Origin of the sequence: Desulfovibrio sp. (genome assembly GCA_016208105.1) — a bacterium.
GTDB lineage: Bacteria > Desulfobacterota > Desulfovibrionia > Desulfovibrionales > Desulfovibrionaceae > Fundidesulfovibrio.
In genome coordinates this window covers 49,382-62,978 of sequence record JACQYS010000012.1, presented here as the reverse complement: position 1 = coordinate 62,978, position 13,597 = coordinate 49,382, and the positions used below count along the sequence as shown (strand labels likewise).

The following is a 13,597-nucleotide window of genomic DNA, read 5'->3' as shown; positions in this document are numbered from 1 at the left end:
TCGCTGCGAAAGAGGAGTATATCATGTCCAGTACCCGCTGCTGTCCGCACTGCGGCGTCGAATTGACGGATTGGCTTGGGCCCCCCGAAACCGGCTGGGGCAAGATTCTGGTCTGCAACAACAACGAGTGCACCTTCTTCAAAGGATCACCCGCCGCAATCCGCAACACGGAAGAGGGGCAGCCCCTCGGCTGCCGCTACGCCGAGGACCCTGACAACAATTATATCCCCTTCAGCCTGGTTGCCTGGCACGGCGCCTGCCGGGATTAGGCCAGAGAGCGAACCTGTCGCCAGGACCGACTCGTGTCTTGGGCAACCGGTCCATGCAAATCGCGCCCGCCATCGGTTCTCCGGTAGCGGGCGCGGCGCTTTCGAATAGGTCTTTCCCAGAGGCAGCTTGCGGCTTCCCCTTTCAATTTGGTAGCCAGACCCTTGCGTGTGCAAAAAATGGCGGATGATTCTGATGAATAACCCCGGCGAGGGTCAGCCTTCGCGCAACTGAGACACCCTTAAGGACAGCCGATGCCCTTTGTCACTCTCTTGGCCATTGCGGTGGCCCTGGCCATGGACGCCTTTGCCGTGTCTCTGGCCACCGGAATATGCCTTCGTCAGGCCAAAGCAGGACAAGTCCTTCGCATGGCGGGAGCCTTCGGCCTCTTCCAGGCTCTGATGCCCGTCGCGGGCTGGCTGCTTGGACTTTCGGTTCGTTCCCACATCGAAAGCTACGACCATTGGGCGGCTTTCGGGCTTCTTGCCCTGGTGGGGGGCAAGATGGTTTACGAAGGTATTAAAGGCGAAGACGCGGGGGAGACGTGTGATCCCAAAGATCCAACCAAGGGGTTCCAGCTCATTCTCTTGTCCGTGGCCACCAGCATTGACGCCTTGGCCGTTGGACTCTCCTTTTCTGTGCTGGGCGAGCCAATTTGGTTCCCGGCGTTGGTGATAGGCTTGGTCTGCTTCGTCATCACCGCTCTGGGAGTAAGAATAGGCTGCATGGCCGGGCATGTTTCAGCCGTGAGCCGATACGCTGAAGTCCTTGGGGGCGTGACGCTCATCGGGATTGGCGTGAAGATACTCGCTGAGCATGACGCCCTGGCGCTCTTGTCCTGAAAGGCGGTTTAGGCAAGCGGGCACGAAGAAATTTTCTCTACGGAATTTCTCAGCAACTCCGGTTGTGAAACCACAGCATCCAGGAAGGTCTGAATGGGTGAGAGTTCTGAGCACGACCTGGATTTTTCCGTGCCCCCGCGAATTCTTTTCGAGGCCCGGCCGGATGCTCCGGCCCGGCTGAACGTCGTTCTGCCCCATGTGGACGCCCGCGGGGCGTTCGGCGGCATTTCCACCGCTGTGGAATTGGCCAGGTTGCTGGCTGATGGCTACGCGTCGGTGCGGATGATCTCCCAGATGCCCCTTCCGGAATCCGGGCGGATGTTTGCCCCGATCAAATCAGGAGAAGACGGACAGTACGAGGTGGTCAGCCTGGCCGGAGGCGAGCTGGTCTGCCATGGACGCGAAATTTTCCTGTGCACCCATTGGAGTACTGTGGGAACCTGGCGGGCGTATGACGAGGCCATGGAGAGCATTGGCCTTCGCGCTCCGGATTTTTACTATCTCATTCAGGACTTCGAGCCGGATTTTCTGCCTGAGGGGGAAAAACGCCTTCGCGCTCAGGCAAGCTATGGCCACGGGGAACGCTGCACCGCGGTGATCAATTCCCTTGAACTGGCCAGGCATTTCAGCCGCTCCGGCTACAGATTCGCCAGAACCCACGCCTTTGCGCCATCACTCAACCCTGATCTTCGAGCTTTTCTGGATGAGAGGCGGTGGAGGCTCGCCAAACCTGAGCCGGCTCCGCTGGTCGTTCTGGTGTACGGCCGGCCCTTGTCCCCCCGGAACAGGTTCCAGACCACCGTGCAGGGGCTGGCTTTGTTCATCGGGGCAATCCCTGAGAGTGAAAGAAACCGCTACGCGTTTTTTTCCGTCGGCCAGCCGCATCAGGACATTATGCTAACCCCCGGGGCGGTGCTGAAAAGTCTTGGGAAGCTGCCGCTTACGAGCTATGCCGCCCTTCTTGAACAAAGCCACGTGGGCCTGTCTCTCATGGCCTCTCCGCACCCGTCCTATCCCCCTCTGGAGATGGCCCTGTTCGGTTTGAAGACAGTGACCAACCGGTACGCCTCAAAGGATTTGTCCCAGTCTCATCCTGGCATCGTCTCCATCCACGAGCTTGAGCCCCAGGCCGTGGCCAGTGGTGTGGCCGAGGCCTGCCGTAGAGTTCGGGAAGAGTCGGGCCCGGAGCTGGCCGTGCTTCCGTCGTCTTTAAGCACTTTGACTTGGCGCCAGAATCTGCGCGGGTTGGGCCTTGAGATCATCGGTTCGTCTGGACAATATGCTGGTGGACTTCTATAGTCGCGCAAATTTTTCCAAGGAGTTTCGCATGAAACGTGCCGTGTGTTTCTTGACCGCCTTGGCTCTGATCATTGGCATTTCCGTGGCTGCCCAGGCCCAGGACGACGCCGCATCAGCCCCCAGGGGCGAAAGGGGCTTTAAAGTGCTCGATGCCAATGGAGACGGAAAGGTGACCAAGGAAGAATTCCTTGCCGCCTCCCAGAAACGGGCGGAAGCCCGTTTCGCCAAGTTGGACAAGGATAATAAAGGATACCTGACGAAGGACGATTTTACAGCGGCCCGGGAAAAAGCCCGCGAAAAGGCGAAAACCCGTAAAACCAAGGCTGACGTACCTCAATAACACCCGGGCGGAGCGGGCCCGAGCCCGTTCCGCCTTTTCGTACCTTCCCGGGCGCCCCCTGGGTTGGTGCTTCACCTGTTTCCAACCACTGCGACGTCTCCCATGGGCAAAATACCCGAAAGGTCCGCTTCAACCATACCTCGCAAAGCTCTCCGTATCCTCGTGGCGGATGATGACCCCGTAAACAGGCGCCTGGACGCAATGCTCCTTGAGCGGGCCGGGTTCGAGAACGTTGTCGTGGATGATGGCCTTTACGCTTTGGAGGTACTCAGGTCAGGCTATTTCGACCTCATCCTGCTGGACCTCGACATGCCGGGCCTGTCAGGACTCGAGACGGCCAAACGCATACGCGGCGGCGTTGCCGGGGAGCACCAGGCAGGGGCCATCATACTGGCCCTCACGGGGTACTCAGGCGATCACGACCATAAGAGCTGCCTGGATGCGGGGATGGAGGGGGTTCTATCCAAGCCGCTGGAAATGCACGACCTCGCACCCTGGCTAGCCAAAGCGTTAGCCAAGCCAGATGGATAGTTAGACCGCTCGTTTGCTCCCCTCATCAGCCTTGCCCAGCAACACTCCGGGGGTTACAGAAACTACAGTACACCGGAGGAGGCTCATCATGACTGACAGATCGAAATCCATGGTCCTTGGGTCGTTTCTTGGCGACAGCTTGGCTCTTGGCGTTCACTGGATATACGACCAGAAAACCATCGCCACCCTTCACGGGCGTCTGGACGCCCTCAAGGCTGCTGGCCCTGGGTCCTACCATCCAACGAAACTTGCCGGGGATTTCACACACTATGGGGATCAGACCCTGGTGCTCCTGGAATCACTGGCTGAGAAGGGGGGATTCGACTCAGCGGATTTTTCGGCGCGCTGGCTGAATCTTTTCCAGGGCGGTTACACCGGGTATGTGGACAAAGCCACCTCCGCCACCCTGTCGCAGCTTGCGGCCGGGTGGGAGCCCCAGGATGCCGGGTCCGTTTCGGATGATTTGTCCGGAGCAGCCAGGATAGCACCTCTCGTGTATGCTTACAGAGTCGACGTGGAAGCCATGGTGAAGGCCTGCCGAAGCCAGACGGCCATGACCCACAACAACGGAAAGGTTGTGGATGCGGCCGAGTTCTTCGCCCGCACCGCCCACGCGGTTTTGGCTGGGACCCCGCCAGTTCGGGCCATGGAGAGCGCTTTGGCGGATCGTCTGCCGGGTTCGCCTCTGCATGGTTGGTTTAAGGACGGAGTCGACGCTTCTGGCGAGGATTCCATTCAGGCCGTGGCCCGTTTCGGGCAGAGCTGCCATATAGACGGGGCCTTCCAATCCACGGTGCAGCTTATAGCCAGGCACCAGGACCATCCGGGCGAAGCCCTGGTCGATTCGGCCATGGCCGGAGGTGATTCTGCTGCCCGGAACTTACTGGTAGGCATGGTGCTGTGTGCTTGGAAGGGGATCGAATCTCTGCCGTCCGCCTGGCTCCAGACACTCACGCGAAGGGAGAAGATAGAAACCCTGCTGGCCGAGCTGGGATAAGTGCGGAGATATATGAGCGATGGGCAGACTGGAAACCCTGGGTTTTTAAGCCAGCAGAAGTCCCAAGGTTAGTACGCGTAGGGCTCCTCAGACCGCCATTCGTACATCATGCCCATGCCCGGGGCCTTCTCGGGTTCGAGCCGGCGGGCATCGAGCCGGTAGTCAGGCTGCACGGACGAGAACGCCGATCCTTCCATCGAGGCCTGGGGTGTTTCTTTAGTTTCCTTGACTGAGGCAAGGCCTGCGTAGGCCACCAACCATGTTCCATTCTCCGGCAAGGGAATGCCCTGCGGGGTTAGAACCCTGAAGCCCACGGCGGTCGAATCCGCATAGCAGCAGTAGAGGGCCACCCTGTAGAGAACGAATTCTCCCTTGGCGTCCATCTCGGGAGAGCGGCGAACGAATCCCCTGACAGCGTAGTTCAATCCCAATTTATCAGGTTTGGCATTGGCAGCGATATCGTAAAGTTCCCCAAGGTTTATCCGCACGTACTCTACTCCGCCCTGAGTGACCCGGGAGGGCAGTTGCGGGGCTTCCTGCAAGGCAGCTGCGGAATCGATCCCAGACGCCGAAGCCCATCTTTTTAGCCCTACTTCGCTCATGCCACAGAGGGCGAGAACGAACACGTAAATCGCGGCCCTGAACCATGTGGCCCCGATGGGAGGCCGCAGCAGCGAGTATACTCCCAGGGCAGCCAGTACAGCCGCCGCTGCCCAGGAGAGGCTCTTGAACTTGGGGTTTAAATACATCCAGTAGTTCCCGCCAATGATCAAATAGGCCAGGAAACAGGCCAAGCCCAAAAGACATGATGCCTCGACGAGTCCAGGGAGTGTGCGGCGTGTGTTCATGAACCGATCCTCCCATACGAGCCAAGAAGAAGGCACGCTGCAAAGACCATTGCGGCCGGCACCACAATAAGAAGGCGAACCACGTCCTTTTTGAACGCGCTCTGCCACATGAGCACCAGTTTGAAGTCAAGAATTGGCCCAAGGGAAAGAAAGGCCAGGCTGGCGGCCATGGGGAAGCCAGTGAAAGAAGCGGCCACGAACGCGTCCGCCTGGGAGCACAAGGAAAGTGTTACGGCCAGGGCCATCATGCCTGTCACGGCAAGGAGCAGGTCCTTTTCCAAAAGAGTGATGAGTCCTGCTGGGGCCAGTGTTTTGAAGGCTGCGGCAATGATCGCGCCGAACACGAGAATCTTGAACATGTCCAGAAAATCCGCCTGGGCGTGGCGCAGCGCATGGTCAAAGCGTTTGGTCAGGGATGGAGTGTTCGCCTGGGCCAAGGGCACCGCGTCCGAAAGGGATCCGAACAGGTCAGGCTCCCCGGTGCATCCGCAGGCGCAATGATCCGAACCGGACCTGGCAAGCAGCATGTCTTCCGGGCGTCTGTTGCGCAGTGTGTAGCCGATCACAATGGCCACAAGCCCAACCAGGGCGCAGCGCAGGACAACGATCTTGTGGTCACCCTGAAAGGCCACGAACGTGGAGGCGAGCACCACCGGGTTGATAACAGGTCCGGCCAGCATGAAGGTCATGGCCGTGGCCGGGGGGACGCCTTTGGCCAGAAGGCGTCTGATGAGCGGCACAATGCCGCATTCGCAGCAAGGCATCACCATGCCGAGGAATACTCCCGCCAACACTCCGGCTAGAGGAGATTTTGGCATCAACCGTTCCAGGCTTTCCCGGGGCACGAAGACTTCGAAGAATCCGGACGCCAGGGCGCCCAGGAGCAGAAACGGCGAGGCCTCAAGCAGAATGGCCACGCACAGCTGCGCGAAGAGGTCGATGTTTTCAGGTGTCGGCACGTTGCGTTTTCTCCAAGACGAGCCCGATACTCCGGGCATGCTGTGCGGTCAACATACTTGACCGCTATGGTCCCCTTCACTACCCAGAGCCTGCATGCGCATACTGATGGTCGACAACAAAGACAGCTTCACCCGCAACCTGGAACATCTGATTGTGGCTGCGTCCGGGTCTGTTCCCGTCATTGTTCCCTACGCTACGTTTTTTCCGGAGATGGTCCATGGGTACGATGTAACGGTACTTTCGCCTGGGCCAGGCCATCCGGACGACTATCCGGGCTACAAGGGGCTTTTCGGACCCGGACGACCGGTGCTCGGCATCTGTCTCGGACTCCAGATAATAAATGTCCACTTCGGAGGGGCTGTGGATCGTCTTCAGGGCTGCATCCATGGCCGTATCAGCCGATTTACCCTCTTCGGAAAGGAGATTGAGGCAGCCCGGTACCATTCACTCTACTTGAGCCAGGTGGCTGCAGACCTGGACGTTCTGGCTGAATTTCAGGGCATTCCCATGGCCGCCAAACATAAGAGGCTTCCTGTATTAGGCCTTCAGTTCCACCCGGAATCTTTTCTGACGCCGCAGGGGGAGGGGATCATACGTGACGCCCTACAGATGCTCCTGTCCGGTTGACGGGCTTTCCTGGCTGAGCGTCCTGGCCCCGCAAAAACCGGACGTGTTTCTTACTCCGCCAATGCCGGGTTCTTCCGTGAGCGGTATGGTGGGGCTTTGGCCAGTGTCGGAATGGAGGTGTGGTCAGGATGGAGGCAGGGAGGGGCTCAAGGAGTATTGTTTCTCAACCCCCGGTCCGGCTTTGGGCTTTCTGAGCTATCATGCCGGGTTCAGCGGGCTCGGGCTCTCTCTGCCTGAGCCGGATTTTCCCGCTGGAGTATTCAGGAAATACGGGGTCGTTCTTTCGCCTGGCTCCGGCGCCCGAACGGTGCACATTTTCGCGCAGAACGCCACCCTGGCCCTTCACGCAGAGCGGCTCCTGCGGGGGAAGCGGTGTTTCCACGCGGAGATTCCTGAGCTCGTTTCCCCCGTGCGGGCATCGCTGGACCGCGAAGCCTTTGAACAGAGAGTGCGTAGCGCAGTGGAGCATATTCTCGCGGGCAACGTCTATCAACTGAACCTTTCCATTCGCTTTGAAACCGAAAGGCCGGCGGGTCTCGAATCCATGAGCCTCTTCACCCAGCTGATGGAGGTACATCCAGCAACATTTTACGCTTTGTATTACGACAGCCCGTTCACAATTCTCTCAACGTCGCCGGAGAGGTTTATCAAGGTTTGCCAGGGACGAGTTCTCAGTCAGCCCATTAAAGGCACCCGGCTTGCCCGAACACCCCTGCTGGCGGAAGTCCGCGCGCTGCGCGCCTCAAACAAGGAGGATGCCGAACTGTCTATGATTGTGGATCTTATCCGGAACGATGTGAGCCCCCATTGCGAGTACGGATCCGTCGGTGTTGAGGGACACAAGTCCGTTTTCGAGGTGGATGGGCTCTTGCAGATGTATTCCAATGTTACGGGCAGACTCAGGCCTGGATCAACGGCATTGGACCTTCTGTGGGACGCGCTTCCTCCAGGCTCAGTAACCGGATGCCCCAAAAAGCGGGCAGTCGAGATCATCGCGGGGTTGGAACCGCACCACCGCGAGGCCTACTGTGGCTGCTTGGTGGCCGTCCACGGCCCCGGCGACCTGGACAGCTCGGTTGCCATCAGGACAGCCGTGGTCGATGAGAACCGATCGATCTTCAGCTTTCATGCCGGAAGCGGCATCGTTGTGGACTCAGACCCATACACAGAGTATGAGGAAACCCTGGCGAAAGCCGCAAAATTTCTGGCTCTGGGCAGGAGGAAACGGCAATGATCGCGTGGTTGGACGGGCATCTGGTCGAGGATGCCGCCCCCCTCCATCTTGTGGGGCCGGCTTTCCGTTGCGGGATGGGTGTCTTCGAGACTGTCCTGCACCATGTGCATCAGTTGCCGCGTTTCGAACGCCATGTTGAACGGTTGGTTTCAAGCCTAGACGCCTTGGGTATTCCGCACGACATCCCTGGTGGTTCGCAGCTGCGGCGAGTGGTTCTCGATGTGGCCTTGGCCAACGGGCTGGCCGGCGAGACAGCACGGGTCAACCTTTTCGGCTTTCAGGACCTGCCTGGTGCGAAAGCCAGTCTCTGTGTCACGGTCATGGCGCATGCCATCGACCTCGATGGCGTTCGCAAGCTTTCAGTTTACCCGAATGTTCACGAATCGTATCTGTGCGGCCACAAGACCATGGCCAATCTGCACCAGAGGCTGGCCTGGGAACACGCCCAGCGGGAAGGAATGGACGATGCGGTGCTCTTGGGGAAGGGCGGCCTCGTCCTGGAGGCTGCCAGCGCCGCACTGCTCTTTTCGGACGAACATGGGTTTTATGTCAGCCGCACTCCTTTCCGGCTCCCGAGTTTGACCCTCGAAGCCGCCAGAGGGCTCCTGCCGATTGATGAGGTGGAAGTGAACTTGGGGAGCATCCAGGAGTTCAAACATGTTTATTGGCTGAACAGCCTCGGAGGAATACAGCCTGTCATACAAATTGACGCTGTGCGGTATGAACCCGACTGGAAGACATGCCGCCCCCTCCTTAGACACTTGCTCGGGCTCGACGAGTAAGCGGATTGCCCTTTTGTTCCTTGTGGCGAAGGGTCAAAAAGAGTTGTTCCTCATGCCATCAAGCCCGGACGAGGCATGGAAAAGCCGGGCCTGGTTTTGACATGCCTCAAGTTTTGCCCTAGCTTTTGAGCGCCTGGGTGCCCCGCGTTGGGGCACAAAAGGGAATCCGGTGTAATTCCGGAGCGGTCCCGCCGCTGTAAACGGGGACGAAAGCCGCATAGACCACTGCCGCAAGGCGGGAAGGCGCGGGGAGTAGGTTGATCCGTGAGCCAGAAGACCTGCCCAGGCCAGTTCCGTGTCGGCCTTGCGAGAGACGGCGGCCACATGCCCACGCGCAAACGCATTCCAGGTTCTTCTTTCTTCCATGCTCCTGGGCGCTTGTATTGGGCTCATCCCGCTTCCTCGGATGGCTGTAACCGTCCACTCCCGAGGAGGATGTGATGAAACGTCTGGCTCTTTCCATCTTACTTCTTTTGTTCGCCCTTCAATCGGTGGCGCTGGCCCAGGAGCCCGCAAAGTCAAAGCAACAGTGGGCCGTGGTTTTGGCGGTGTTCGGCTCCACCAAGCCTGAGGGCATGGCCGGAGTGGACAAAGTGAAGTCCCGGGTCGAGGCTTCTTTGCCGGGCATTCCGGTGCGAGTCGGTCTCACCAGCCGCCACGCCATTATGTCCCTCAAGGCTCCTGGAGTGTTGACGGCCATGGCCCAACTCGGGGACGAAGGCTACCGCAACATACTGATCCAGCCTTTGCACGTGAGCGCCGGCGCCGAATATGAAGATTTGCGCGCCTTGTCGGCTGCTCTAAACTCTCTGGTAAAAACTGGCGGAAACAAGCCGCCTTTCGCCATGATCGTGTTGGGCGACACGGCCCTCGGCCGGTCCCGGTCCGGGGATGCCGTTTCAGTTGCCGAAACGGCAGGGGCCTTGTCCGGGGACGTGCTGGAGGCCAAGAGCAACGGAGCCGCGCTGGTGTATGCGTCCCATGGGAATCCAAAATGGCAGGCCCAGGAGGTCAAGACGTTTCAGGAGACAATGTCTCGAACCTATCCGGGCGTGGTGATCCTTGCTGGGACCCTGGAATCAAAACCTGGTATTGCGGACGTCCAGGCCGGCTTGAAGAAACGCGGGGCGAAGAAAGTCTTGCTCCTTCCGCTGCTTTTCGGTGCCGGAGTGCATGCTTCAGAGGACCTCTGCGGCCCGGAGAAGGACTCCTGGAAATCTGTCCTTGAGAAATCCGGCTACTCGGTCGATTGCCGGTTGCGGGGTCTGGGGGAAGTGGATGCCTTTGCTGACATGCTGGCTGAGCGGGCGCGGGCTGCCATGGAGAAAGCGCGTTGACAAGGTCCTGGATGCTGTTGGTGCCTGTCCTGGTGGTCCTGGCTCTTATGGCCGCCGGGAGCGGGACCGTGCCTGTCCAACCTCTGGACACGGTCAGAATCCTGGGAGGCAAACTCCTGGCGCGCTCGGAGTGGATGGTCGGAGTTCCGGACATGGCTGTGGCCTTGGTCTGGGACGTGCGCTTGCCGCGAGTCGCCACGGCCTTGGCGGTTGGCTGCGGTCTGGCCGTGTCGGGAGGGATATTCCAGGGAGTGTTACGAAACCCTCTTGCGGATTCCTATACCCTGGGAGTTTCCGCCGGAGGGGCTTTGGGAGCTTGCCTCTGCCTGCTGACGGGATTCACCGGGATTGGAGTATTGTCCGTGCCGGTGTGCACTTTGGCGGGATCCGTGGCTGCCCTTACGGTGGTCCTACTCATGGCCCGGGCGGGGGGGGGGTTCGACACTCTTACCTTGGTTCTGGCCGGAGTCATGGTGGCGGCCACATTGCAAGCGGCCATCGGTTTTGTGAAGTTTCTGGCTGGGGAAAATGTGGCTGGGCTGGTGTTCTGGCTCATGGGCGGTCTTTCCGCGAAAACATGGGCCGAAGCAGGAATAGCCTGGGCTGGGGTATGTGTTTGCCTTCCTGTTGCCCTGCTGCTTTCCAGGGATCTGGACGCACTGTGCTTGGGGGATGAACAGGCCGCTGCCCTTGGGGTGTCGGTGTCTCGTACCCGCCTTTTCCTCCTGGGCTCCGCGGCCCTTATGACCGCCTGCTGCGTCGCGGTTTCCGGCATAGTGGGCTTCGTGGGGCTCATAGTGCCCCACATCGTGCGTCTGGCCGCAGGGCCGGTACATTCCCGGCTGCTGCCCTTAGCCGCTTGTGGCGGAATGCTTCTGCTCCTGGGGGCGGATACGGTTTCCAGGACCCTTCTGCCTCACGAGGTTCCGGTGGGCGTGCTCACGGCCATGCTGGGAGGACCGTATTTCTGTCTGCTCTTCGTGCGGGGACGCGTCGGTGCTTGAAGCTCGGTCTGTCCAGGTCCGACGCGGGAATACCCTGGCGCTTCAAGGAGTGAGCCTGTCGCTTCGTCCTGGTGAGGCTTTGGCCATAGTGGGCCCCAACGGCGCTGGAAAAACCACACTCCTGCGCTGCATGGCGGGCATTCTTGCGCCTTCCCGGGGCGAGATTCTGCTGGACGGACGCCCCATGGCGGACTGTTCCCGGCGTGAGATAGCCCGGAGGATAGCCTATTCACCGCAGGAATCGGAAGAGCGCTTCGGATTCACTGTCCGCCAAGCCGTACTGATGGGGCGTCATCCCTGGGTGTCCAGGTTCGGCTCCCTCTCTCTGGAGGACGAAGGAGCTACTGGCCGCGCCCTTTCCGCCATGGACCTGGTCCATCTGTCGGACAGGTCGGTAACGAATCTTTCCGGGGGTGAGAAACGCCGGGTTGCCCTGGCCAGAACCCTGGCCCAGGGGGGGGGCGTCTACCTGCTCGACGAACCTGCCGCAGGCCTGGATATCAGGCATGCGCTTATGGCCATGCGCGCATTCACCTCGCTGGCGGTCACGCTCAAGGCAGCGGTGGCGGTGGTTCTCCACGATCTCAATCTGGCCGCCATGTTCTGCCCCATGATGCTCATGCTTGATGCCGGGGGCATTGCGGCGTATGGAGCCACCCCCGATGTACTTACGCCTGAGAATGTGGCCCGGGTGTTTGGCGTGCGGGCCCGGATCGACGGGCGGCATGTACGGTTTTTGGAGGAATGATGCGGTTGCGGATGGTGTGCATACTTGTTGTGTTGCTGATATTTCCTTGGTCCACCTGGGCTGGGGAGCGCACCTATAGGCGCGTGGTAAGCCTCTATCCGGCCCATGCAGAGAATCTCGTGGCCATGGGGGCGGGTGATGTTCTCGTTGGGGTCAGTGAACCGATGGGTTCTCTCCCGGTGGTGAGCGCCCGCGATGGAGCGGAGGCCATTGTGGCCTTGAAGCCGGATCTTGTTCTGGCCAGGCCCATGCACCGGTCCACGCATCCGGCCCTTCTTCAGCAGCTCGAGAGTATGGGAATCACCGTGGCCTGTATACTTCCGAGTACCTCCGAGGAGATCGAACCCTATTGGCTTTCCCTGGGCCGCTTCACCGGCCGCGAAGACGGGGCGGGCGCCATGGTGGCCCGGTTTCTCCAGGGGCTTGCGGAGTTTGCCCGGAGGGTGGATGCCATCCCTCCCGAGTCCCGCAAGCGTGTGTTTTTTGAAGCAATCCACCGCCAAATGAAGACGGTGAGTCCGAATTCCATGGCGGCCTTCGTTCTCAAATCGGGGGGAGGGATCAACGCTGCTCCGGATGCGGACCCTGTGCAGGAATTCAATGTGGCTCATTACGGCCTGGAGCGGATTATCGCCCTCGGAGATTCCGTGGATGTGTATTTGGCTCAGAAAGGGCCCATGAACCCGGTAAGCGTCGAGGAGATACAGGGCACGCCGGGTCTCAAGAGCCTGAAGGCGGTACGTGAGGGGCGCGTGTATCTTGTTGATGAAGCCCTGGTCAGCCGTCCAACGCCGAGGCTGTTGGAGGGGATACACCAGGTGGCGGCGATTCTGTACCCAGAGATGTTTGCAATGGCCGGGGGCAATTGATGGAACGCGGCACGCTCTATGCGGTGGGGGTTGGGCCGGGAGACCCGGAGTTGCTCACTTTGAAGGCTGTAAAAGTTTTGAACCATGTAGGAGTGGTCTTTGCGGCCGCCTCAACGAAGAATGATCATTCCCTGTCTCTGTCCATAGCGGCTCCCCACATGCGCCCGGATACGCCAGTGATCCGGCTGGGTTTTCCAATGACCAGGAACCCGGTTGTCCTGGAAGAGGCATGGCGGACCAACGCCCTTCTGGTTATCGATCACCTCTCCAAGGGGGAGGACGCGGCCTTCATCACCTTGGGCGACCCCATGACCTACTCAACCTTTCTCTATCTTTGGCGAACCATGCAAAATCTTCTTCCGGATTTGGCGGTGGAGATAGTTCCCGGAGTGAGTTCCATCCATGCGGCTGCCGCAGCCGCCGGATTCGGGCTCGCCGAGTCCGGTCAGAACCTGGCCATTCTCTCTGGCGTGGATGAACCAGAACGCTTACGCCAGGCTCTTGAGGCCTGCGACAGCGCGGTAATACTGAAGGCCTATCGAAGTTTCCCCGCGCTTCGGGAAATGCTTAGCGCCATGGGGCTTTCTGAAAACGCCGTTCTCGTCAGCCAATGTGGCCTTGAAGGCCAAGCCATTGTTCGGGGGCTGGCTGATTGTCCAGAACGGCCGCCTTATTTCTCGCTTCTGCTCGTAAAAAAATAGCGCCATTAAAGCTTTGTAATTACAGGTGGTTGTCCGATGTGTTCGGGCAACCTCTCTTTGTTGTTCACGATTTCTTAAAGCGCTGCTCTAAAGATTCTCCCCGGGTGAACGATAAGTACGCCAGAAAGGGTGCAGTAGAGCGTGGCACCCTTCCGGGGGGAGGGGAGAAGCCACGCACGGCAAGGATGCCACCGTAATTCAAGGAGGAATC

16 protein-coding genes and 1 riboswitch are annotated in these 13,597 nt (G+C 59.6%); of the genes, 14 read left to right on the top strand and 2 right to left on the bottom strand.

What is annotated here, in order from left to right:
- The first annotated feature begins 23 nt into the window (after positions 1-23).
- The 6 genes from HY795_07020 (at position 24) to HY795_06995 (ending at position 4,276) form a co-directional block, all read left to right on the top strand.
- Positions 24-269, top strand: coding sequence for a hypothetical protein (locus HY795_07020; GenBank protein ID MBI4804970.1), 246 nt, complete (start codon positions 24-26; stop codon positions 267-269).
- 252 nt (positions 270-521) lie between these two features.
- On the top strand, positions 522-1,109 hold the full coding sequence (locus HY795_07015; protein ID MBI4804969.1) for a manganese efflux pump: 588 nt from the start codon (positions 522-524) through the stop codon (positions 1,107-1,109).
- A gap of 93 nt (positions 1,110-1,202) precedes the next feature.
- Positions 1,203-2,408 (top strand): hypothetical protein, encoded by a 1,206-nt coding sequence (locus HY795_07010; GenBank protein MBI4804968.1) that lies wholly within the window; start codon positions 1,203-1,205, stop codon positions 2,406-2,408.
- Positions 2,409-2,436: 28 nt separating this feature from the next.
- The gene (locus HY795_07005; GenBank protein ID MBI4804967.1) at positions 2,437-2,748 is read left to right on the top strand and encodes an EF-hand domain-containing protein; all 312 of its coding nucleotides are present in this window, start codon (positions 2,437-2,439) and stop codon (positions 2,746-2,748) included.
- 102 nt (positions 2,749-2,850) lie between these two features.
- A complete protein-coding gene (locus HY795_07000) occupies positions 2,851-3,279 on the top strand; it encodes a response regulator (protein ID MBI4804966.1) in 429 nt (142 codons plus the stop codon).
- Between the two features lie 88 nt (positions 3,280-3,367).
- The gene (locus HY795_06995) at positions 3,368-4,276 is read left to right on the top strand and encodes an ADP-ribosylglycohydrolase family protein (protein ID MBI4804965.1); all 909 of its coding nucleotides are present in this window, start codon (positions 3,368-3,370) and stop codon (positions 4,274-4,276) included.
- Positions 4,277-4,344: 68 nt separating this feature from the next.
- Here the strand turns inward: HY795_06995 and HY795_06990 are convergent, their stop codons facing one another.
- Together HY795_06990 and HY795_06985 are read right to left on the bottom strand one after the other, a co-directional pair.
- Complete coding sequence (locus HY795_06990) at positions 4,345-5,124, bottom strand: DUF1980 domain-containing protein (protein MBI4804964.1); 780 nt, start codon at positions 5,122-5,124, stop codon at positions 4,345-4,347.
- On the bottom strand, positions 5,121-6,122 hold the full coding sequence (locus HY795_06985; GenBank protein ID MBI4804963.1) for a permease: 1,002 nt from the start codon (positions 6,120-6,122) through the stop codon (positions 5,121-5,123). The genes HY795_06990 and HY795_06985 overlap by 4 nt, the downstream gene beginning before the upstream one ends.
- 55 nt (positions 6,123-6,177) lie before the next feature.
- On the opposite strand from HY795_06985, the gene HY795_06980 reads away from it, so the two are divergent.
- The 8 genes from HY795_06980 (at position 6,178) to cobI (ending at position 13,386) form a co-directional block, all read left to right on the top strand.
- Entirely contained in the window at positions 6,178-6,711 is a 534-nt protein-coding gene (locus tag HY795_06980) for an aminodeoxychorismate/anthranilate synthase component II (protein MBI4804962.1), read from the top strand.
- A complete protein-coding gene (locus tag HY795_06975; GenBank protein ID MBI4804961.1) occupies positions 6,680-7,945 on the top strand; it encodes an anthranilate synthase component I family protein in 1,266 nt (421 codons plus the stop codon). Before HY795_06980 ends, HY795_06975 begins: the two co-directional genes overlap by 32 nt.
- The gene (locus HY795_06970) at positions 7,942-8,727 is read left to right on the top strand and encodes an aminotransferase class IV (GenBank protein MBI4804960.1); all 786 of its coding nucleotides are present in this window, start codon (positions 7,942-7,944) and stop codon (positions 8,725-8,727) included. Before HY795_06975 ends, HY795_06970 begins: the two co-directional genes overlap by 4 nt.
- A 118-nt stretch (positions 8,728-8,845) precedes the next feature.
- Positions 8,846-9,028: riboswitch (cobalamin riboswitch) on the top strand.
- 139 nt (positions 9,029-9,167) lie between these two features.
- Positions 9,168-10,064 carry a sirohydrochlorin cobaltochelatase gene (locus HY795_06965; protein ID MBI4804959.1) on the top strand — a complete coding sequence of 299 codons (897 nt, stop codon included), beginning with the start codon at positions 9,168-9,170 and terminating at the stop codon, positions 10,062-10,064.
- An 11-nt stretch (positions 10,065-10,075) separates the two neighbouring features.
- Entirely contained in the window at positions 10,076-11,068 is a 993-nt protein-coding gene (locus tag HY795_06960) for an iron ABC transporter permease (GenBank protein MBI4804958.1), read from the top strand.
- The gene (locus HY795_06955; protein MBI4804957.1) at positions 11,061-11,816 is read left to right on the top strand and encodes an ABC transporter ATP-binding protein; all 756 of its coding nucleotides are present in this window, start codon (positions 11,061-11,063) and stop codon (positions 11,814-11,816) included. Before HY795_06960 ends, HY795_06955 begins: the two co-directional genes overlap by 8 nt.
- Positions 11,816-12,685 (top strand): ABC transporter substrate-binding protein, encoded by an 870-nt coding sequence (locus tag HY795_06950; GenBank protein MBI4804956.1) that lies wholly within the window; start codon positions 11,816-11,818, stop codon positions 12,683-12,685. The genes HY795_06955 and HY795_06950 overlap by 1 nt, the downstream gene beginning before the upstream one ends.
- Entirely contained in the window at positions 12,685-13,386 is a 702-nt protein-coding gene (gene cobI / locus HY795_06945) for a precorrin-2 C(20)-methyltransferase (protein MBI4804955.1), read from the top strand. The genes HY795_06950 and cobI overlap by 1 nt, the downstream gene beginning before the upstream one ends.
- Positions 13,387-13,597 lie beyond the last annotated feature (211 nt).

Excerpts from the sequence above, each read along its gene's own strand:
- HY795_06960 (MBI4804958.1), top strand. The coding sequence starts at position 10,076 with ATGCTGTTGGTGCCTGTCCTGGTGGTCCTGGCTCTTATGGCCGCCGGG.
- HY795_06990 (MBI4804964.1), bottom strand. The coding sequence starts at position 5,124 with ATGAACACACGCCGCACACTCCCTGGACTCGTCGAGGCATCATGTCTT.
- HY795_06970 (MBI4804960.1), top strand. The coding sequence starts at position 7,942 with ATGATCGCGTGGTTGGACGGGCATCTGGTCGAGGATGCCGCCCCCCTC.
- HY795_07005 (MBI4804967.1), top strand. The coding sequence starts at position 2,437 with ATGAAACGTGCCGTGTGTTTCTTGACCGCCTTGGCTCTGATCATTGGC.
- HY795_07015 (MBI4804969.1), top strand. The coding sequence starts at position 522 with ATGCCCTTTGTCACTCTCTTGGCCATTGCGGTGGCCCTGGCCATGGAC.
- HY795_06965 (MBI4804959.1), top strand. The coding sequence starts at position 9,168 with ATGAAACGTCTGGCTCTTTCCATCTTACTTCTTTTGTTCGCCCTTCAA.
- HY795_07020 (MBI4804970.1), top strand. The coding sequence starts at position 24 with ATGTCCAGTACCCGCTGCTGTCCGCACTGCGGCGTCGAATTGACGGAT.
- HY795_06980 (MBI4804962.1), top strand. The coding sequence starts at position 6,178 with ATGCGCATACTGATGGTCGACAACAAAGACAGCTTCACCCGCAACCTG.
- cobI (MBI4804955.1), top strand. The coding sequence starts at position 12,685 with ATGGAACGCGGCACGCTCTATGCGGTGGGGGTTGGGCCGGGAGACCCG.
- HY795_07010 (MBI4804968.1), top strand. The coding sequence starts at position 1,203 with ATGGGTGAGAGTTCTGAGCACGACCTGGATTTTTCCGTGCCCCCGCGA.
- HY795_06995 (MBI4804965.1), top strand. The coding sequence starts at position 3,368 with ATGACTGACAGATCGAAATCCATGGTCCTTGGGTCGTTTCTTGGCGAC.
- HY795_06985 (MBI4804963.1), bottom strand. The coding sequence starts at position 6,122 with ATGCCCGGAGTATCGGGCTCGTCTTGGAGAAAACGCAACGTGCCGACA.
- HY795_06950 (MBI4804956.1), top strand. The coding sequence starts at position 11,816 with ATGCGGTTGCGGATGGTGTGCATACTTGTTGTGTTGCTGATATTTCCT.
- HY795_07000 (MBI4804966.1), top strand. The coding sequence starts at position 2,851 with ATGGGCAAAATACCCGAAAGGTCCGCTTCAACCATACCTCGCAAAGCT.